Source organism: Paraburkholderia sp. USG1 (genome assembly GCF_031570135.1).
GTDB lineage: Bacteria > Pseudomonadota > Gammaproteobacteria > Burkholderiales > Burkholderiaceae > Paraburkholderia > Paraburkholderia dioscoreae.
Window position 1 is genome coordinate 1 of sequence record NZ_JAMWXW010000046.1, and the last position, 19,604, is coordinate 19,604.

17 protein-coding genes are annotated in these 19,604 nt (G+C 57.2%); 5 read left to right on the plus strand and 12 right to left on the minus strand.

The window, feature by feature from the left end; genetic code table 11:
- Nucleotides 1-252: 252 nt before the first annotated feature.
- The 12 genes from NE850_RS36430 to NE850_RS36485 form a co-directional block, all read right to left on the minus strand.
- Entirely contained in the window at nt 253-1,365 is a 1,113-nt protein-coding gene (locus NE850_RS36430) for an alkene reductase (RefSeq protein WP_310700165.1), read from the minus strand.
- Between the two features lie 102 nt (nt 1,366-1,467).
- Complete coding sequence (locus NE850_RS36435; protein ID WP_310700166.1) at nt 1,468-1,737, minus strand: hypothetical protein; 270 nt, start codon at nt 1,735-1,737, stop codon at nt 1,468-1,470.
- Nucleotides 1,738-1,997: 260 nt separating this feature from the next.
- Nucleotides 1,998-3,329: a TIGR00366 family protein gene (locus tag NE850_RS36440; protein ID WP_310700167.1), complete on the minus strand. Its 1,332-nt coding sequence runs from the start codon at nt 3,327-3,329 to the stop codon at nt 1,998-2,000.
- Between the two features lie 95 nt (nt 3,330-3,424).
- A complete protein-coding gene (locus NE850_RS36445; protein WP_310700168.1) occupies nt 3,425-4,396 on the minus strand; it encodes a 3-hydroxyacyl-CoA dehydrogenase in 972 nt (323 codons plus the stop codon).
- Between the two features lie 4 nt (nt 4,397-4,400).
- On the minus strand, nt 4,401-5,102 hold the full coding sequence (locus NE850_RS36450; RefSeq protein WP_310700169.1) for an SDR family oxidoreductase: 702 nt from the start codon (nt 5,100-5,102) through the stop codon (nt 4,401-4,403).
- 46 nt (nt 5,103-5,148) lie between these two features.
- The gene (locus tag NE850_RS36455; protein WP_310700214.1) at nt 5,149-6,201 is read right to left on the minus strand and encodes a cyclase family protein; all 1,053 of its coding nucleotides are present in this window, start codon (nt 6,199-6,201) and stop codon (nt 5,149-5,151) included.
- 142 nt (nt 6,202-6,343) lie between these two features.
- On the minus strand, nt 6,344-8,134 hold the full coding sequence (locus NE850_RS36460) for a methyl-accepting chemotaxis protein (protein WP_310700170.1): 1,791 nt from the start codon (nt 8,132-8,134) through the stop codon (nt 6,344-6,346).
- 354 nt (nt 8,135-8,488) lie between these two features.
- Entirely contained in the window at nt 8,489-9,478 is a 990-nt protein-coding gene (locus NE850_RS36465; protein ID WP_310700171.1) for a zinc-dependent alcohol dehydrogenase family protein, read from the minus strand.
- A gap of 207 nt (nt 9,479-9,685) precedes the next feature.
- Nucleotides 9,686-10,552, minus strand: a complete 867-nt coding sequence (locus NE850_RS36470; protein ID WP_310700172.1) for an NAD(P)-binding domain-containing protein — start codon at nt 10,550-10,552, stop codon at nt 9,686-9,688.
- A gap of 489 nt (nt 10,553-11,041) precedes the next feature.
- Nucleotides 11,042-12,124 carry an alkene reductase gene (locus NE850_RS36475; RefSeq protein WP_310700173.1) on the minus strand — a complete coding sequence of 361 codons (1,083 nt, stop codon included), beginning with the start codon at nt 12,122-12,124 and terminating at the stop codon, nt 11,042-11,044.
- 175 nt (nt 12,125-12,299) lie between these two features.
- A complete protein-coding gene (locus tag NE850_RS36480) occupies nt 12,300-12,599 on the minus strand; it encodes a helix-turn-helix domain-containing protein (RefSeq protein ID WP_310700174.1) in 300 nt (99 codons plus the stop codon).
- Nucleotides 12,600-12,818: 219 nt separating this feature from the next.
- The gene (locus NE850_RS36485) at nt 12,819-13,208 is read right to left on the minus strand and encodes a tautomerase family protein (RefSeq protein WP_310700175.1); all 390 of its coding nucleotides are present in this window, start codon (nt 13,206-13,208) and stop codon (nt 12,819-12,821) included.
- 395 nt (nt 13,209-13,603) lie between these two features.
- On the opposite strand from NE850_RS36485, the gene NE850_RS36490 reads away from it, so the two are divergent.
- From NE850_RS36490 to NE850_RS36510, 5 genes are all read left to right on the plus strand, one after another.
- Entirely contained in the window at nt 13,604-14,482 is an 879-nt protein-coding gene (locus NE850_RS36490) for an NmrA family NAD(P)-binding protein (RefSeq protein ID WP_310700176.1), read from the plus strand.
- Between the two features lie 97 nt (nt 14,483-14,579).
- Nucleotides 14,580-15,224 (plus strand): flavin reductase family protein, encoded by a 645-nt coding sequence (locus NE850_RS36495; RefSeq protein ID WP_310700177.1) that lies wholly within the window; start codon nt 14,580-14,582, stop codon nt 15,222-15,224.
- Nucleotides 15,225-15,534: 310 nt separating this feature from the next.
- A complete protein-coding gene (locus NE850_RS36500; RefSeq protein ID WP_310700178.1) occupies nt 15,535-15,990 on the plus strand; it encodes a 2Fe-2S iron-sulfur cluster-binding protein in 456 nt (151 codons plus the stop codon).
- Between the two features lie 11 nt (nt 15,991-16,001).
- The gene (locus tag NE850_RS36505; RefSeq protein ID WP_310700179.1) at nt 16,002-18,206 is read left to right on the plus strand and encodes a molybdopterin cofactor-binding domain-containing protein; all 2,205 of its coding nucleotides are present in this window, start codon (nt 16,002-16,004) and stop codon (nt 18,204-18,206) included.
- Nucleotides 18,203-19,573, plus strand: coding sequence for a cytochrome c (locus NE850_RS36510; protein ID WP_310700180.1), 1,371 nt, complete (start codon nt 18,203-18,205; stop codon nt 19,571-19,573). The genes NE850_RS36505 and NE850_RS36510 overlap by 4 nt, the downstream gene beginning before the upstream one ends.
- Nucleotides 19,574-19,604 lie beyond the last annotated feature (31 nt).

Consider the following 19,604-nt stretch of genomic DNA (forward strand, 5'->3'; position numbering starts at 1 on the left):
TGCACAACCTCCTGCATCACCCCGGTCTCGTCCATCGTGTACATCTGTCCATTTCAAAATTTAGATGGACACGATCCTCGCTCTCGCTCCCCAGCCAATCAAGATGACTTCACCGGGTGCTTACGGTCCTTCGCGCCTGCGAAAGCTTGCAAGCGGTCAAAAAAGCCCTGACACCTAGGCTTTCACAACTCACAGGCATAAGAAAAGGGGCTGCTTTTTGGGCAACCCCCTTATCTACTGCGCGTTCCAGTCTTAGGCTACAACTTCAGCCTCAGTCTTGTAGGACGGGTAGTCGGTGTAGCCGATATCCGTGCCACCAAAGAACGTCGGGCGGTCGTACGGATTGAGCGGCAGCTTGTGGCGGAGTCGCTCCGGAAGGTCCGGATTCGAAATGAAGTGACGTCCGAATGCGACGAGGTCAGCGTCGCCAGCCTTCACAATTGCTTCAGCGGTATCGCCGCTGAATCCGCCCGCCGCAATGATGGTGCCCGCGTAGTGCTTGCGAATCAGCTGCGCCGCAATCGGATTCGGGTCGGCGTTCTCGTCGTCGACGTTGCCCAGAACACGCGGTTCGATGAGGTGCAGATATGCCAGATTCAGCTTCGCGAGTTCTTGCGCGACGTACGTGAAGAGACCGACAGGGTCGCTATCCGACATGTCGCCCCAGCTTCCGCTCGGTCCGATGCGCACTGCGACCTTGTCGCTACCCCACACCGAGATGACGGCACGAGTTGCTTCCAGCAGGAGACGCGCGCGGTTCTCGAACGAGCCGCCATAGATATCGGTACGCTTGTTACTCCCGTCCTGCAGGAACTGGTCGAAGAGATACCCGTTTGCAGCGTGCAGTTCGATGCCATCGAAACCAGCCGCGACACCGCGCGCGGCTGCCGTACGGAAGCTTTCGACGATACCCGGGATTTCGTGAGTTTCCAGCGCGCGGTTAGGCGTATTCGGCACCCAGCCAGCGTTCGTGTATGCAACGCCGCCGTGAGGCACTTCCGAGGGACCAACCGGGCGACCGCCATCAGGCTGCAGTTCCGAGTTCGACTGGCGACCAGCGTGGTACAGCTGGAGGAAAATCTTCCCGCCCTTCGCGTGTACCGTGTCGGTCACCAGTTTCCAGCCAGCAATCTGGCTGTCGTCATACAAACCAGGTGCGCCCAGATAGCCATTGCCGTTCGCCGCAGCGATGGTCGCTTCAGCAATCAGGAATGCGCCAGCCGACGTGCGTTGTGCGTAATACTCAGCCATGAGCGGGCCAGGAATCGCACCGTCTTCGGCACGCATACGGGTCAGCGGCGCCAGAACGACACGGTGCGAGAACGTGTAGGGACCGACTTTGACTTCAGAGAATAGCTTGGACATGATTTACCTCAAGAAGAAAATGATTGGCGATTTGCCCCGGCAAGGTCGGTGCGCAACTCGGTACGCGCCCAGCCGGCAACTCGTGATTTACGGAAACGTCGATTACTGGTTGTCCTGGACCTTGGCGTCGTGGGGCTGCGTGTTGGGGCGGCCTGCCTCGGACGTCACGTTGGTCGTGCCGCCAACGGCGTTAACCGTCAAAGCAGACTGCTGAGCCTCGGCGGCAAGAGTTTGAGCAGACGGACCACGTTGTGACGCTGGTGCGCCAAGACGCGGGTCGTAGTGAGGCGCCGGACCCAGACCACTCGCGAATACCGGTGCCGACAGCACCGCCAGGGTCGAAAGCATGAAAAGGCTAGATTTACGGAACATGCGTAACTCCATTGACTTTCAGGTTCAGGGGTGAAACCGCAGCAATGCTGGCTTGGCTGCGACATCAATGGAGCGGAGTGTATATGCTTGTATTCGAGAATTTGTCCCGTCGATTTTCAAAACAGTCCTTAGGTTTGGCAAACAATCCCGAGCTTTTGGGCGCCGGTTACCGCCGCCCAATTTGTTATGTAGTTGCTTCAGGAAACAGATAACCAACGCGGCGGGAGCGCACCCGCCGCGGACGATTACATCGTTTTGCATCAACGCCAAAGGATGATGGCTGCCGTGTACACGAGTCCAATCCAGAACATCATGACGACCGTGTAGCCCATGATGTCCTTCAGTTTCAGCTTCGAAAGAGCGAGCGCCGGCAATATCCAGAACGGTTGAATCATGTCGTTGCATGCGTTGCCCAGCATGACGGACATTGCGGTATGGGGAATAGATGCCCCGATAGCCTTCGCGGCATCGACCATGAACGGACCTTGAATCACCCAATGTCCGCCGCCTGACGGGGCGAAGAAATTGATGACAAACGAGCTGACCAAGCCCCAGAAAGGCAAAGTTGACGGTGTTGCGACGCCTACGAATACCTTCGATATCGTATTGACAAGTCCAGACGAGGCCATCACGGCCATGATGCCTGCGTAGAACGGATACTGAAGCACAATTCCCGCTACGGTCTTGATGCCCTCATTGAGCTGCTCCACGTACTTCGCGGGAGTTCCAAGGAGAAAGATTCCAAGAAAGAGAATGATGAAATTGATGAGGTTCAGGTCCAGCGAGCCGCCTGTGCGGAAGAAATTGACCACGTAGACGAGCCCTATCGCGGCAATCGCATAGCTCAACCAGCGACAATTATTCAGACGTGTCGCAAGCGTGTTCAGCCCGAATAGCGTACCAAGGTCAACCTCGCCGCCACCAGCTGGCTCGTTGTTATTTCGAGGTGCCTCGATGACGCGTTCGTTCGCCTTCGGATGAAGCCACGCATTCAGCAAAGGCAATGTCACGAGCAACACTCCGCTTGTCACTAGCATGGGTAAGGAGAAGATTGTCTGCGACAACGGGACCACACCCATTTGTGCTTCCAGCGGGTGCCCCTTGGTTGAGATGAGTACCGGGATGCTCGCCGAGAGGCCGAGGCCATAGAGCGTGAAGCCGCTGTACGCCGAAGCGATAATCAACGGATAGTGCACACCCTTGATGTTCGTCGCGAGTTTCTTTGCAATTACGCCGCCGATGACAAGCCCAAAGCCCCAATTCAGGTAGCTACCTACGGCTCCAACCAGCGTCGCAACTACAATCGCAGTACGAGGCGTAGTAACACCGCCGACGATTGCGTTCAGCAACCGGTCGGTAAATGGAGCGGTCGCCAGTACATAGCCCATCACCAGAATGACCGCCATCTGGGTCGTGAATGCAAGTAGGCTCCAGAATCCCTTACCCCAACTCGACGTCACGGCAAGGAAACCCTGATGCTGGACCACCATCGCGAGCAGTAGTGTAAGCAGCGTCAGCCCGATAGCAAACACGAAAGGGTCGGGCAAATACCTTCTCATGAGCTCAGTAAAAAAGCTCGTAACCTTCGACATCTCGAATATCTCCTCGAATGCCTACGGCGATGCGGACTGCCGTGGGTATGACACCAAAGCAGCGCATCGTCCTCGCGCACTCCTTGAATCGTTCCTTAATCCTGCCCCGCCTTTTCGGCTCTGTTGCGGTCCCGCAGGATGCGCATCAACTGCAGGTCTCTCCATGCGACGCGTGACTCCCACTCGTCCAGCGGCACCTGATTTCGCCGGGCTGCGTCGACCTTTGCAACCAGGTCCGGCGTCCACGGGTCGTTCTGGCCTCGCTCCGCACCCATCCTTGCGTACGCTGGCCCCATCTTCTCGGCGTGCGAGACGATGCCACCCCGGGTGTTGAGGTCAACGGTTTCAAATGGACCAATGACAGACCACCGTAGACCAACGCCGTCTCTCATCACCAAGTCGATGTCTTCCACCGTCGCAACGCCGTCGCGCACAAGGCAGTAAGCCTCACGCAGCACTGCGCCCTGAAGACGGTTGAAGATGAAGCCCTCCACCTCTTTCTGCACCGTGACAGGACGCATATGGGCCGAGGCGAACACCTCCTTCGCGCGCTGCACCACCTCTGGCGCAGTGAAGTCCGCCGGCACCAGTTCGATAACCGGGATGAGATAAGGCGGATTCCCGGGGTGCGCAACAAGGCAACGCCCACGTCCGTCGAGTTCGGCCGCGTATGACGAGACAGGGATTGCAGACGAAGCGCTTGCCAGAATCGCGTCTTTGGGCGCAAGAACGTCCAGACTCGCGAACAATGCACGCTTCAACTCCACCTTCTCCGGCGCGCATTCAATTACCAGTTCGACACTGCATACCGCATCTTCCAGCCGTTCATTGACAACGACCCGTCCGACAAGCATGTCGGTGTTCTCATCAACCAGATTGAACGACCGCAGCGCATCTGCGCGCGTCCCGATTTCGCCAACTACCAGCGCACGTCGTGCAGCGTCCGGGTCGTGCAGATGGACGCGCCAACCGGCCCGCGCAAAGACAAGCGCGAAAGCCACGCCAATACTTCCCGCGCCCACAATCCCGACGGCACGACCTGTTACCCGTTCATTGAGCTCACTCACCACTTCACACTCCCGCAACACCCACAGTCATACCACCGCATACGTACAGGGTTTGCCCCGTCACGAAACCACTTTGGTCATCCAGGAAGAATGAGACGGCATTGGCTACGTCACCCGGCGTGCCGACCCGCTTAACCGGTACTGCATCGATGATTGCCTTCGTCCGGGGGCTGTCTGGCGGATTTGCACGGTTGAAGAGTTCGGTGCTGATTGGACCCGGTCCAACCGCATTGACCGTAATGCCGTGCTTGCCCAACTCGAGCGCCCAGACACGTGTCAGTCCCAGAAGTCCAGCCTTTGTCGCCGCATAGGCCGAGCGGAGTTCCTTCCCCAACGCGGCACGGGACGACATGTTCACGATGCGGCCAAACTCTTGCTGCTTCATCCCAGGCAGCAACGCCTGCATGCAAAGCATTGAGCACCGGACATTGAGCGCCCAGGCTAGCTCAAGTTCGGCGAGCGTCTGTTCCTCGAGCGGAGCTGGACACACGACTCCAACGTTGTTCACCAACCGTGTGATGGGTCCGCCCTTCAAGGCTTCCTCAAGCGCCCTTGCGGTTTCACCGGGGTCGGTAAGGTCAGCGCGAATGCCCGTACCGACCCGGTCTATCACAACGGGGTCGAACCCATCCTCAAAGCAGCGCTCCGCAGTGGCCGCGCCGATACCCGACGCACCACCTGTAATCAACACTCGTTCTTTAGCCATTCTCTATTCCTGCATTTCTCACACACATATAGACGCTACGCCGGCCTCACACCGTCGCAACGGGCGTAACCGGGGATGCAATCGCTCCCGGAAGATTCAACGGTGGCGCGGTCAGCAGAAATCGGTAACGACCTCGTGCTCGCAGCCAGTTGGCGAGGGGCGTCAGGTGCCACAGTTCGCCGAGGTGTACACCCAGCTTGAAAAGACAGTGCTCGTGAAGAGGAAGCGCTGCGCAGCACGCGTCGGCTGCACGCGCAGGATGAGCCTCCACCGCATAGTTGTCAGCGGCGATAGCGGCCAGGTTCGAGTCCGTAATCCATTGAAGGAGGCGTTCATCGCGCCCGTCCAGCACCGAGCAACTAGCCGAAAGCACCTCCGGGTCCGGTCGCTTCTGCATCGCGAGCACGACTTCCGCGAAGCCGGTATGCAAGCAAACAATATCGCCCTTCTCGACTTCCACTCGGTCAGCTTCCATGACGCGCATCAGCTCGTCATATCCAACGAGTTTTCGCTCGTTACCAAAGTGGGCGTGCAAATCAATCATTGCTGCTCGCCCCTGAACGGAGGTAGCAGCCATGTTCTCAATTCCTAGTGCTTTAGCCGAGGATGTGCTCGCTTGGCCCGCACCCGATGCAACCCCTGCATCATCGGGACTTGCCGGTCCGATAATCTCTCTGCCTGCACGGTAGCCGTTGTAATAGACCGGCTCGGGCAACCCGTCGCCGTTAGCATCAAACATCGACCCCGCGTGGGCGAGACCATCCCATTGCGTCGAATATTGCAGATGCAAAATGGCCAGGTCATCCGAGAGGACGTCGGGCCTTCCTTCCTCCAGGTCTCCAAGCAGACAGTTGAAATTGACCAGCCCTCGTCTGAGCGTAGGGCGTAGAACGGGAGGATGCCGGTTGGGATTCAGCGCGCTGCCGCCCGGATAATCGAGTGGAAGACTCAAGCTGAACGACTTTCCATCGTATACTTCCTGCACACCTTGTCTGACTTTCTCAGGGGTCAGAAGATTGAGACGGCCGAGCTGGTCGTTCTCTCCGAAATTGCCCCAGTTCGAACCTTCGGGTCGCTGCTTCCAGCGCGGGTTGGACATCATCACCTCGTTACCTTTGGTTAAAGAAGCAGCCACCAGACGAGGCGGATAAAGCCGCCCGGCCTATTGCTTAGGGATTCCTGCACAGCATCCACGATGTGAATGCCGGCGAATCCCTCTCGCGCCATGGTGACGCCTGTATCTATCCAAGTTGAAACCGACCTACGGTCCGCGCAAGGTCGTTCGCCTGCGATTGAAGCGAAACCGATGCAGCTGCAGACTGCTCGACGAGTGCAGCGTTCTGCTGGACCATCTCGTCGAGTTGAGCGATGGCGACGTTCAACTCTTGAATGCCGCGTTGCTGCTCGTCGGCTGCGACGCTGATTTCGCTCATGATTGTTGTTACATCGTTCACCGATTCAACAATCACATCAATAGTCTTGCCTGTCCTGCCCACCTGGTCGACTCCGTCGCCGATTGAATGCGTGGTCTCACCAATCAGCGTTTTGATTTCTTTCGCCGCCTGCGCGCTCCGTTGTGCCAGGCTACGGACTTCACTCGCCACGACCGCGAAACCTCTGCCCTGCTCTCCAGCTCGCGCGGCTTCGACAGCAGCGTTGAGCGCAAGAATGTTGGTCTGGAAAGCAATGCCTTCAATGACGCCAATGATGTCGCCAATTCTTCCCGATGCAGTTTCGATTCGACCCATGCTCCGAATCGCGGCCGTGACCACGTCACCGCCTTTCCCGGCGATATCCGACGCGTTCGATGACTTCTTGTTGCCCTGCCGGGCCGCACCGGCCGCGTGCACGACAGTCGACGTGATTTCCTCAATCGACGCTGCAGTTTCCTCCAGGCTCGCCGCAGCGGACTCGGTGCGTCGTGAAAGGTCACTATTTGCTGCGGCCATCTCGTCTGCCGCAAGTCTTAATGCGTCACTTGTTCCACGAACCTGGCGCAAGACCAAAAAAATCTCGTCAACAAAATTATTGAAGGACCGCGAAATCTGCGCGACCTCGTCATGACCGTTCACAGGCAGTCGTCGTGTCAAGTCGCCGTTGCCGGAACTAATTTCCTGCATGGCGTCACGGATGCGCCGCAGTGGCCTCAACGACAGTGTGGTGGCCCCGTACATCAATACCCCAGCTACTGCGGCGAGCACCACCAGGCAAGCGATTGCCGACATGACCTGACTCCGGACTGCCACAGTCGCTTCGGCTTCGTCCAGCGCAACTACGGCATGCCAGTCGGTACCAGGAACGGGCGTGGCGCGGACCAACTTTGGCACGCCATCAATCAATACGCGCTGAACGGTCTTGCTACCGACGAAATCTCCGTCGTTGAATCCGGGAATTAGGGCCGACAGAGGCTTTCCAATCAGACTGGCGTCCCTGTACGCGATAACCGTACCGCTTCCATCAAGCAATAGTCCGTAGCTAGAAGGCGTGGGATGAATTGCGTTGACGTTGGCGCTGATTGCGCTCATTGAGACGTTGCCTGCAACGACTCCCTTGATGTCGCCATTCACGAAGACGGGCACAGCGAATGCGACAACTAGTTGCCCATCAGCGATGTTCAGGTACGGCCGGCTCACTACCGCACGGCGCGCCCGCACTGCGTCTTGGTACCACGGACGGGTAGTCGGGTCATAATCCGCAGGGATACCCTTGGGGTCCGAAAACAGCGAGGTCTTGTCCGCGCGACCTATCCACACGTTGCCGAAATCGCCTGCCTTTGCGACCGTCTCCAGTGCCGGAAGCGGATTCGCGTCGAGAACCGCACCCTGCAACGACTCAATCATCCTGCTCTTCAGTGCAATCCAATCGGCGATACCTGCAACATGACCGGCGGATACCGCCTCCAGACTCGCCTCCATGGCTTGCTCGCCATAGAACCGCGAAATCAGATAATTGATGGCAGCATTCGTTACCAACGCGCCAACGACAATTACTACGCAGACCGCGAGCAGCCTGCTACGAATAGTTGCGAACATTGAAAATTACCTGTGCCGGCTTTCGCATGCCCGCGGCATGCACCCGGGCTGCTATCTCTTGCTGTGTGCATGACACAAAACAGCTCGCCCCAAAAACATACTACCCGGTATTTTCTTTGTTCGCAATTGGATGCTGGTATGTCACCTGGTACCGTCCGGTCGTTCGCCACAGGCAGACGCATCGCGGGGCAGCACAACCAGTGCGACGCCAATGGGGCGTTTCGGGGAAGGATGCCGGCGATGGGCGGCACGACTGTCGGTCCGCACGGACGAGCGAAAACGCCAGAATGACCACCTCATTCCGGCGCTCGTCTTTCCGGAACCGACACTAGCGGTTCATTGACAACCTAGGTTCTAAACAGACACCACAATTCGCCCAAAGTGCTGGTTCTTCTCCAGTTCCCGGTGTGCATCCTGAATCTGTTCGAAAGTAAATCGCTTGCCGATAACAGGCTTGAGCGCGCCCTTCCTGATTCCATCGAAAATGAAATCGACTGCCGCCTTTTGCCTGACCGGGTTGGTCGTCGTGGCGAACAGGTTATAGCCGCGAATAACTATACGTTTTGCAAGCACGTCTAACATTGGCAGCGGGGTCGTCTCCTCCGAAAGCGCGCCGTAGACGAAGATAGTCCCTTCCTCTGCCATTGCCGAGACGAGCTTTGGAAAGTTCGAACCGCCCACAGGTTCAAACGCAAACTTCGCCCCTTTTCCTTCGGTGATACGGGAGACTTCAGCGACCAGGTCCTGCTCGTCCGTGACGATGACATGCGCCGCGCCCTCTTCCAGCAACCGCCCACGCTTGGCGCTCGTCCTTGTCAACGCAATCGGTACCGCGCCGACCATCTTCGCCAGCTGGATAGCACCGATGCCGACTGAACTGGAGGCGGCAGGAATCAGAACGGTATCGCCAGCGCGAAGCAGACCCGACTCGACAAAAGCACCGTAGGGCGTAATGAACGGATTCCAGATTGCCGTCGCGGCTTCGAACGATACGAACGACTCATGCCTGACAACGGCATGTGCAGGCGCCAACACGAGTTCCCCGTACATGCCGTAATCGTTCAGCGAAAAGGATGGGACTGTACTGACCGAGTCCCCTACCTCCACATGCAGGACTTCAGCTCCGACTGCTTCTACCTCACCAGCCGATTCGTAGCCAAGTCGAGCCGGTAGCCGGACCGGTTCGACGTAATTGCCTGACCGCCACATCGATTCCGCGCGATTTAGGCCGATTGCCTTAACCCGGATTCTGACTTCGGCCGGGCCCGGCTGAGGCACATCGATATCCCTAATTTCGAGCACTTCCGGGCCACCATACTCACTAAACGTAACGACGCGCGACATATCCCACCTTTGACATATGTGCCTGCAAAGCAGGCATCAGATTTTGAGCAAACCTCATGACGCGCAAGCGACGCCGTCGTCGATGCGCGCTCATTCCAAGATGCAGTTTGCTCGCCAGAGCCTCGCGGATAAATCAAATCCTTCACTTACAGAATTCAAAATCCGCCAACAATGCCAAATGATTTGCCCGCGATGCCTATCCGGTCGTCAATCCGAAGATGGCGTGGAGGATGGGCGTTCGGACCCGTGATAAAGGCGACCCAACCATGAGCAGTTCTTTCCGCCCCATCCGCGTTCGGCGGAACTACGGAGCAGTTGCCGGACGACAGTTGTCAATATCAATGACTGGCGGGACTCGTTTGCAGCTTCGAGGGCTAGGGACACGTCTCGAAGGGCAATATCGATGCTGATGTCAGGCTCGCGCGGTTCCCCCGGAGCTTTTCGACCGGAGACTTGCGAGACATGGTCCCCCGATACCCGGGAGTGTTCATTGCAAGCGTTGATAAATGCCGCCAGAGTTGAAGGCTCGATACCAAGAGACGCACCGAGCGCCATGGCTTCAATGGTCGCTGCCTCTGATACAGCCCAAAGTACGCTATTGCAAAGCCGTGCGGCTTGACCCGAGCCGGGACCACCGCAATAGAGCGCAAAACGTCCCATCATCCTAAGGACCGGCAGCACTGTGTCGAAGACCTTTCTGTCCGCTCCGACGGAGAACGATAGGGTTCCGAGCCGCGCATCGTGCAATCCACCAGACGGCGGTGCATCTGCGAGATGCAGACCTATCGCTCTTGCCCGTTCCGACAACTGGCGCGCGAACTCAGGAGCAACAGCACTGCAATCGACAATGGTCGTGCCGGCGCGCGCACCAGCGAAGATTCCTTGCTCTGATTCATAGACGTGCCGCAGCGCTTCCATCGACGGGACTTGCGTCACCACGATGTCTGATTCAGCCGCCGCCTCCAGCGCCGACGCAGCCGCTATCGCTCCGCGGTCGACGGCGCGCCTCTTAAATGGCTCATCGGGATGCGACACGATTATCGACAAGTCATGCTTCTGAATATTGGCCAGCATTAACTCGCCCCCCCCCTCCTACGCTCACGAAGCCGACCCTCATATGCACCTCTCTTTTTGTAGATGACAACGAAGGCACAATCCCATGTCCAGGACGCATCGGATTAGGCCAAAAGAACGTTCGACACTGGGTCAACCAATCAGAGGTACAAGCCGACTACAAACGGGTCTCCGTCAGAAGTTCGTGCCTCAGGTATCGGATACGTTCTTTACGACAGTCTAATGACCGAATCGGGCTAAGCACGTTCATGTTTCTAGAAAAAACTATTCAATATTTCTAAACGAAGTTAGAAAAGACTGCCCTGCATGAATAGACGGCGTTAAGACGTAACGAAGGTGTCGTCCCTTCCGGCACTCGCGGAAAAAAACAGAACGGAGTCGCGACCGACGCTCCGTTCACGGCTTAGTCTGATTGTTCCGTTGCCGGTCGTGATAGTCTCCGGCGACCGACACTCTGTATGCTGTCGCGCGACACCGGAGACTTATCGCTTACGCCGTTGCTTCTTCCATCGTCGGGTAATCGATATAACCGACCGGACCGCGAACGTAGTAGTACTCCCGACGTGGTTTGTTCAGTTCGGCATTGGCCTTGAAACGTGCTGGCAGGTCAGGATTCGCGATAAACGGGATGCCAAAGGCAACAGCATCGGCCTTGCCCGCGTCTAGCGACGCCTGCGCGCTTTCTTTCGTGAACAGTTCACCGGCAATGTGAACTCCACCGAACTCCTGCTTCAGCGCCGGCCCGATGCTATCGGGCCCTTCCTTCTCGCGCGTCGAAATGAACGCAATCTTGCGCCGACCTAGTTCACGCGCAACATACTTGAACGTCTCGACGAGATTGTCGTCGCCCATGTCGTGTGCGACGTGGCCGTCTTCCCCAGCGTCTGCGCGCGGTGCCAGGTGAACACCGACGCGACCCGCGCCGAAAACACCGATAGCTGCATCGACCACTTCCAGCAGCAGTCGCGCACGGTTCTCCCGCGAACCACCGTATTGGTCGGTACGCTTATTCGTCGTGCTCTGAAGGAACTGGTCGAGCAGGTAGCCATTCGCGCCGTGTACGTGTACGCCATCAAAGCCGGCGCGCTTCGCGTTCTCTGCAGCCTTGCGATACGCTTCGACGACTTCCGCCACTTCTTGTGTTTCCAACGCGCGCGGAACCGGGTAGGGCTCCTTCGGACGCACCAGGCTCACATGACCGCGCGCCGCAATGGCGCTCGGAGCAACCGGCGACTTACCGTCGAGATACTTGGGGTGCGAGATGCGTCCGACGTGCCACATCTGCATGAAAATCTTGCCGCCAGCTTCATGAATCGCCTTCGTAACCCCACTCCATGCTGCAACCTGCTCTTCCGACCAGATGCCGGGCGTGTCGGGATAGCCCACGCCCATCGGCGTGACCGAGACGGCCTCGCTCAAAATAAGACCTGCGGACGCGCGCTGCGCATAATATTGAGCCATGAGCGCGTTGGGGACCCGGTCCTCAGCACGGCAGCGAGTCAACGGCGCCATGACGATACGATTATTGAGTTCAATATCCCCGATTTTGATACGGTCAAAAAGTGTTGGCATAACAATCCGTCCAGAATTAAGACTATCTAAATCCATCCCAACGGACAGTTCGACGTTTAGACAAGTATCGAACTATCACACAGCATGGTCGAGTAGCGTGCCGCGCGATATGGAATGCGCTCTGCCGTGATGGAACCCGGCACGGCGACACCTCTTGCATAGCGCTCCCGCTCGTTCAAATTGAAGACAGTTGCGTAAGGTAGCTATGTAAAACATCGCGCCTGAGGAGCAGTTTCATGAATTTCCCTTCACGAACAATCTCAATCAGACCCGCACGTTCCAGCTCCTTGATATGGTGCGAAAGCGTGGCCGCTGTCACGCCATGCGATGCAAGCAAGGCCGTGCATGGATAAGGCGAACTCGTCGAGCCGACCTCTTTCAGAATCTGATATCGCCTCGGTGCAGAAAGCGCCTGAGCAATAAGCTCGAACTGCCGCTCGTTAATCTGGACCGGTTCGCCAATGGGTAAATTCATGCGCCCTCTCACTACGACAGTTAGATAAGTATCGAAATTACGAGCGTTTCGCACCAACGCAGCGATTCACATTGGGCTTAAAGCCGTTCGACACATGACCTAGCTGCTTGACCGAAGTGTAGTAGCGTCTGTGGCACAGATAGATAGGGAGATTCTGAAGACAATTCTTAGCTTTAACCAACAATCCAGACGCGTGGTCCGGGCGGACTGTGACCGACTCTAGAGTTCACCTGTCAGGAACTGAGCGCGCCCTTTGCCGAAGCTCCAGTCTGCATCGCTGTTGATGGTGAACGACACAACAACGTCGTCGGGGTTGATACCGCACGACTCCATAAGCTCGCTGCACAACTGCTCGTAGAACAAGCGTTTTGATTCCTCCGACCGTGGCCGGCTGACTACTGTGACAACCACCGCATTCTGAGAACGCACAATGCCCAGTCCGGTGTCTTGAACCACCATTCGACTTTTCTCGTGTTCCTGCACTATCTGATATCTGTCCCTTTCCGGAACAGCAAACGCTGTCAGGACGGCACGATGGGCGCCGTCGAGCATGTTCCGGATGTGTGACTCAGAATGTCCCTTGAGAATATCGAAGCGAAGCAAGGGCATGGTGTTCTCCCGGTTGAAAGACGCACTCGCATCGTCATGGACCGCCAGCACGTGGCCCCACTTTACTGCGGGTGCCGCGTCGGGTCATACCTTATCGATAAATACAGATTTCAAATCCACCAAACAATGGAACTGTGGTTAGCCGCTACGCTGACCGAATGCAGGCAAATCGCCGTTGAACCCAGCATTTTTCCCGTCATCCCGGCTCGGAACGTCCCGCCATAGCGTCGGCGCCCTTGACTTTGGCGATAGCGCCTCCAGCTTGAGCAACGGTAGACCAACATACGCGGTAGTATGTTTTTGAGGTAACATCCATTCCCGACGGACCGGCATTGCGCTGAACACACTGCGGCGAATGCACTGTCGCATTAGCAATCGCTTTTTGGAGATTCAACATGAGCAATCCCGAATCGAGAATCCTGGTCACCGGGGCGACCGGCAAGGTAGGCTCGGCACTCGTTTCCCTTCTTCGTGACAATTCCGCTCTCGAAGTCATCGCTGGCGTCCGTTCGCCCGAAAAGGCCGCCTCTCTCGGCGTGTCCGCTGTTCCTCTGGACTTTGACCGGGTTGAGACTCTATTACCCGCGATGGAAGACGTCGACACCATCTTCATGATGACCGGTTATACGGTGGACATGTTTCGCCAAAGCAAGGCTTTTGTGAACGCCGCCAAAGTGGCTGGAGTCAAGCACATCGTGCATCTTGGCGCGTGCGGAACGGACGACACCCAGGTTGCACACTGGGGATGGCAGCAGTTTGTTGAGCGCTACATTGAGTGGGCGGGTTTTTCGTACACCCATCTTCGCCCCGACATCTTTATGCAAAATCTTCTTGGCTATGGCGGGTCTCGTCCTGTCGACAACGGAGTGATTCGACACTACGTGGGTGCCGCGCGCATTAGCTGGGTCGACACCGACGACGTGGCAGCCGTGGCGGCTGCGTGCCTGACGGATATCGAAAAGCACACCGGACAAGTCTACCGACTTGCTTCCGATGTGAAGACCTACAACGAGGTCGCCGACGAAATCTCTGGTGTTATCGGGAAACCGTTCGTCTACGAGCCACGCCCTGCCCGAGAATTCCTTGAGAAGGCACTCGCTGCTGGCGCGGACCACGCATACATGTACTCCGCCTACGAGAATTACGCCCTGTATTCCGAGGGCAAGGAACCCGAGCCTGGTGCGCCGTTCTCCGTCATGGAATCAATCCTTGGTCGCCCGGGAACCACATGGTCCCAGTTTGCAGAAAAGCACCGTGTCGAGTTCGACTATTGACCCCCCACAACGTCTACCCGATTCTGCGCGGCCTGCCGTTGTGGCAGAAGTTGTCAGAGACGGTTGCACGCTTTGATTAATTGTAGAGAGGTAACCCATGGAATTTGATTTTGAAAAGCTCGACGGGACGCAACAGTACAAGCTCCTCGGCTCGACCATTACGCCACGACCCATTGCGTGGGTTTCAACTGTCGGCGCTGACGGCAGATTGAATGCAGCACCGTTTTCGTTCTTCAATGTATTCGGCGAAGACCCTGCTGTTTTAGGCTTCTCGATTTTGCACCGCTCAGAGTCCGACCTGAAGGATACGGGAGCGAACGTCCGTCTACGCAAGGAATTCGTCGTCAATCTCGTTAGCGAAGATAACCTCGACAAGATGAACATCTCCGCTATCGAGTTCCCGCCACATTTCAGCGAGTTTTCCGAAGCTGGCCTTACGCCGGCGCAGTCCACGAAAATCGAAACCCCCCGAATCGCTGAAAGCCACGTCGCTTTCGAGTGTCGCCTTACTCAGATTGTGCCTCTTTCCCCGCTGCGGTCGCTTGTCCTCGGCGAGGTGGTTCATATGTTCGTAAAGGACGATGCGGTCATCGACGCCCAGAAGTGCTACATCGACACCCGCAAACTCAAACTGGTCGGCCGCATGGAGGCAAATACGTACGTTCGCACGTCCGACATCCTGCATCTACCGCGTATCCCCTTCGACACCTGGACGCCGGTAAAGACCACCGCTCAGCCTTAAGACCTGCCTGTTCCCGGCATGCGCGGCGCGCAACCGGGAGCAACTTGCTTCTGCGATTCCATTGTTAGTCAAACATAACAAGTGTTTTTGAAGATGCACGCTATATAGGTTTTGGTGACCTTCTTAAACTAAGAACCAATAGCATCATCCCATCGGTTCGACCGGATGTACCGGCGTTAGTAAATTTTTTCCGGTCGCGTCGTCTGTGCGCCCGACGTAGGAAAGAACCGCTGTTCTACGAGACGACATCGAGTCGACTCTTCAAACACAACCTGCAAAACGCAGTGGATAGCTTGGAGGCTGGTCAGGTATGCAAACGCTAAAAATTAACGGAATATCAAAATCAGTTGATGTTCCTCCTGAGATGCCTCTACTTTGGGTGCTGCGAGATGTACTCGCTATGACGGGAACGAAGTTCGGCTGCGGTATCGCTCAATGCGGCGCCTGTACCGTCCATCTCGACGGCGCGCCAATACGTTCGTGCCAGTTGCCGGTCAGCGCTGCCGTAGGACGTTCCATCACGACCATCGAGGGCATTAGTGATACGCCCGCAGGTAAGAAAGTCCAGCAGGCTTGGCTTGAGAAAGAGGTGGTTCAGTGCGGCTACTGTCAGTCGGGACAAATTATGTCTGCGAGCGCGTTGCTTGCAAACAATCCGTCTCCTACCGACGAAGACATCCGTGCGGCAATGTCCGGGAACATCTGTCGCTGCGGCACTTACGTTCGTATCGAAGCTGCCATTAAGCACGCGGCGACGAAGGCATGAGGGGCGGCAGAATGAACCACAACGAAAAGAACGAAGCGCTTTCCTCCGACGGGCTCTCGCGTCGGCGGTTTATCCAGCGCGCAAGCATGGTTGCAGGCGGCGGATTGCTGCTGGGATTCAACGTCGTCACACGCGGCGCCCAGACTAACACACCGTCTGTCTCCGGCACCACGTTTTCCCCCAACGCGTTCATCCGTATCGCGCCCGACGACACTGTCACGCTCATCATGCCCTCTGTTGAGATGGGACAAGGCGTCTACACGTCCATGTCGATGATGCTGGCCGAAGAACTCGACATCGATTTCGCACGCGTCAAGACGGAACATGCGCCACCTGACCAGGAACACTACGGCAATCCAATCTATATCGAACAGTTGACAGGCGGCTCCACCACGACTATGGGCTGGTACATGCCGCTGCGCAAAGCAGGCGCAAGCGCCCGTTACATGCTTATGTCTGCTGCGGCGGGCCAGTGGAAAGTCGAAGCTGCAACGCTTCGGACGCACGACGGCATGGTCGTCCATGACGCGACAGGACGCTCCGTACGATACGGCGCGCTTGTTGACCAGGCCTCGACTGTTAAGCCGCCCGCGACGCCTACTCTGAAAGACGAGGCAACTTTTCGCTACATCGGCAAGCCCGTTCGGCGCATCGATACGCCAGACAAGGTAAACGGCAAGACCCAATATGGCATCGATGTCATGCTACCCGGCATGAAGTTCGCTACCCTTAAATCCAGCCCGGTCTTCGGCGGCAAGGTGGCTCAAGTCGACGACAGCAAAGCACTGAAGGTGCCTGGCGTGCGCCAGGTGGTCGTGCTCGACGACCTAGTAGCGGTCGTAGGCGACCACATGTGGGCCGCAAAGCAGGGACTGGCAGCGCTCTCCATCAAGTGGAACGATGGCCCGAACGCCAACCTCTCACAAAGCGAACTCTGGGCCGCTCTCGAGAAAGGTGCTGGAGGACAAGGTGTGCCCGCCAAAAAGACGGGAGATGCACTCGCGCATCTCAGTGGAGACGGCGTCTACGAGGCCACATACGAGTTGCCGTTCCTCGCCCATGCGGCGATGGAGCCCATGAACTGTACGGTCCATGTGCGTCCTGATGCATGCGACGTATGGGTCGGCACGCAGGCAATCGGCAAAGCTCGCGATGCAGCCGCGGCAGCTGCGGGGCTGAAGGCCCAACAGGTAACCATCCACAATCACATTATCGGTGGGGGCTTTGGCCGGCGGCTCGAGATGGACGGCATCAGCAAAGCCGTGCGTATTGGCAAGCACGTGAACGGTCCTGTAAAAGTGGTCTACACGCGCGAGGAAGATATCCAGCAGGAAAACTACCGTCCCATGTATCACATGCATGCGCGTGCGAAAGTGCAAGACGGAAAGATTCTGGCGTGGCACCACCGCGTAACTGGCCCCGCACTTCTCGCTCGATGGCTCCCTGAATTCTTCATCAAAAACGTGGACCTAGATGCTGTCGAAGGCGCAGTTGACATGCCCTACGGAATTCCCAACCTCTATGTTGAATACGTGCGCCAGGAGACTCCTATACCGACGAGTTTCTGGCGCGGAGTCGGTCCGAACGCGAACGTGTTCGCAACCGAAAGCCTGGTCGAAAAAATCGCGCACTCAATCAACGTCGACCCGCTGGAGTTCCGCCGCCGGATGTTGCAAAACAATCCGCGCGCGCTTGCTGTTCTCAATCTGGCGGCTGAAAAGGCGGGATGGTCGCGTCCACTTCCACCTGCTCCTCAAGGCAGCCGCGTAGGCCGTGGCATTGCCGTCTTTTCCGGCTTCGGCAGCTTCCTCGCATGTGTCGCCGAGGTGATAGTCTCCGAAGATGGCAACGTAAGCGTAACGCGCACGGTAACCGCGTCGGACGTCGGTCTCATTGTCAACCCCGACACACTTGAGGCTCAGGTTCAGGGCGGAACGATATTTGGCGTCGCAGCAGTACTCTATGGACAGGTCACCATTGACCACGGCCGCATACAGCAAAGCAATTTCCACGATTATCGTGTTCTCAGACTGGACGAGACACCAAAAATCGAAACTTACTTCGTTCATAGCAAGGAAAAGCCGGGCGGCATCGGTGAACCCGGCACCGTTATCGTCCAGCCGGCAATCGTGAACGCTGTGTATGCGGCCACTGGCGTGCAACTGACGCGCATGCCTATCAGTCCGAAACTGCTTCAAAAGCAGGCAACGACATGACGGCAAGAACAGTCCGCAACAGTCTCGTCGGGCTGGTAGCCATTGTTGCAGTCGCAGGGATGGCAGTCCTAATCTGGGTCTGGTTGCAGCCGGGACCGACCGGGTTCGCAAGCGGCAAGCCTGTAGACCTCGACGCATATCACGGCCGCGCTCCCACCGGTGTACCGGTCGAACTGGCGCGCGCAGACCTGCTAACGCGCGGTCGTTACCTGACCCAGGCAGCAGATTGCGAAGCTTGCCACACCGCGAAGGGTGGCAAACCTTTCGCAGGGGGGCGTCCTTTTGCCCTGCCGTTCGGCACGCTGTATACGCCGAATATCACGTCCGATAAAGAGACAGGTATCGGGCAGTGGACGAACGCAGATTTCCTGCGTGCGGTACATCAGGGAGTCGCCCGCGACGGGACACGGCTATATCCGGCTTTTCCATACGCTTCGTACACGATGCTTACAGACGAAGACGTACTGGCCATCAAGGCGTACCTGTTCTCACTGCAGCCCGTACACAGCGAGAATCTGCCCAACACGTTCCGGTTCCCCTATGACCAGCGATGGCTCATGTTTTTCTGGTCCATGCTGTTCAACAGCAACGACCGTTTCAGGCCGGTTGACGGTCAGTCGGCAGAATGGAACCGGGGTGCCTACCTCGTGGAGGCAACTGCACATTGTGGCGAATGTCACACGCCGCGCAACGCATTTCAGGCCCTCAACAATCGCCTGAAGTTTTCCGGCGGTGTGGCAGAAGGTTGGAATGCGTACAACATCACCTCCGATAAGGGCACGGGCATCGGGAACTGGACGCAGGAAGAGCTCGCAAGCTACCTTTCGTCGGGGCATGCAATGGGGCGCGGTACGGCAGGTGGTCCCATGGCGGAGGCCGTCGACCTTAGTTTCAGGTATATGACACCGTCAGACATTGCAGCGATGGTGACCTACCTGAAGTCGGTTCCTGCCGTCAAAAGCGAGAGTATCCCTGACCACCTGGCCGATGCGGCATCACCAGTGCATTCGAGCGGTCCGGGAGGCAATCCGATTGGCAAAAGAATCTTCGAGGGTGCCTGTGCAAGCTGTCACTCGTGGACCGGTAAAGGCGCGATTCGCACTGAAGCACAATTGACCGGGTCACGCGCAGTCAACGACCCCAGTGCGATGAATGTGGCGCAAATGGTGCTCGCTGGTACAGGTCCGGGACTCGAGGACAGAGCGAGAATGCCGGCCTTCCGCGCAATCTTCACCGATGCAGAAGTCGCCGCCGTATCGAACTACGTTACGGCCCGCTTCGGCTCTGAACCGTCTCATATCGATGCTGCGGACGTAGCGAAGTTGCGCCAGCAGAGCGATGCAGAGCTGACCGCGCGAGACCACTAGGCAATCACTCTCGGCCGGACGTCGGTCCGCT

Bases quoted from the DNA above. Each gene is read 5' to 3' on its own strand.
- NE850_RS36435 (WP_310700166.1), bottom strand. From the start codon at position 1,737: ATGTTCCGTAAATCTAGCCTTTTCATGCTTTCGACCCTGGCGGTGCTG.
- NE850_RS36510 (WP_310700180.1), top strand. From the start codon at position 18,203: ATGACGGCAAGAACAGTCCGCAACAGTCTCGTCGGGCTGGTAGCCATT.
- NE850_RS36455 (WP_310700214.1), bottom strand. From the start codon at position 6,201: ATGTCCAACCCGCGCTGGAAGCAGCGACCCGAAGGTTCGAACTGGGGC.
- NE850_RS36495 (WP_310700177.1), top strand. From the start codon at position 14,580: ATGGAATTTGATTTTGAAAAGCTCGACGGGACGCAACAGTACAAGCTC.
- NE850_RS36465 (WP_310700171.1), bottom strand. From the start codon at position 9,478: ATGTCGCGCGTCGTTACGTTTAGTGAGTATGGTGGCCCGGAAGTGCTC.
- NE850_RS36440 (WP_310700167.1), bottom strand. From the start codon at position 3,329: ATGTCGAAGGTTACGAGCTTTTTTACTGAGCTCATGAGAAGGTATTTG.
- NE850_RS36475 (WP_310700173.1), bottom strand. From the start codon at position 12,124: ATGCCAACACTTTTTGACCGTATCAAAATCGGGGATATTGAACTCAAT.
- NE850_RS36430 (WP_310700165.1), bottom strand. From the start codon at position 1,365: ATGTCCAAGCTATTCTCTGAAGTCAAAGTCGGTCCCTACACGTTCTCG.
- NE850_RS36470 (WP_310700172.1), bottom strand. From the start codon at position 10,552: ATGCTGGCCAATATTCAGAAGCATGACTTGTCGATAATCGTGTCGCAT.
- NE850_RS36500 (WP_310700178.1), top strand. From the start codon at position 15,535: ATGCAAACGCTAAAAATTAACGGAATATCAAAATCAGTTGATGTTCCT.
- NE850_RS36505 (WP_310700179.1), top strand. From the start codon at position 16,002: ATGAACCACAACGAAAAGAACGAAGCGCTTTCCTCCGACGGGCTCTCG.
- NE850_RS36480 (WP_310700174.1), bottom strand. From the start codon at position 12,599: ATGAATTTACCCATTGGCGAACCGGTCCAGATTAACGAGCGGCAGTTC.
- NE850_RS36450 (WP_310700169.1), bottom strand. From the start codon at position 5,102: ATGGCTAAAGAACGAGTGTTGATTACAGGTGGTGCGTCGGGTATCGGC.
- NE850_RS36490 (WP_310700176.1), top strand. From the start codon at position 13,604: ATGAGCAATCCCGAATCGAGAATCCTGGTCACCGGGGCGACCGGCAAG.
- NE850_RS36460 (WP_310700170.1), bottom strand. From the start codon at position 8,134: ATGTTCGCAACTATTCGTAGCAGGCTGCTCGCGGTCTGCGTAGTAATT.
- NE850_RS36485 (WP_310700175.1), bottom strand. From the start codon at position 13,208: ATGCCCTTGCTTCGCTTCGATATTCTCAAGGGACATTCTGAGTCACAC.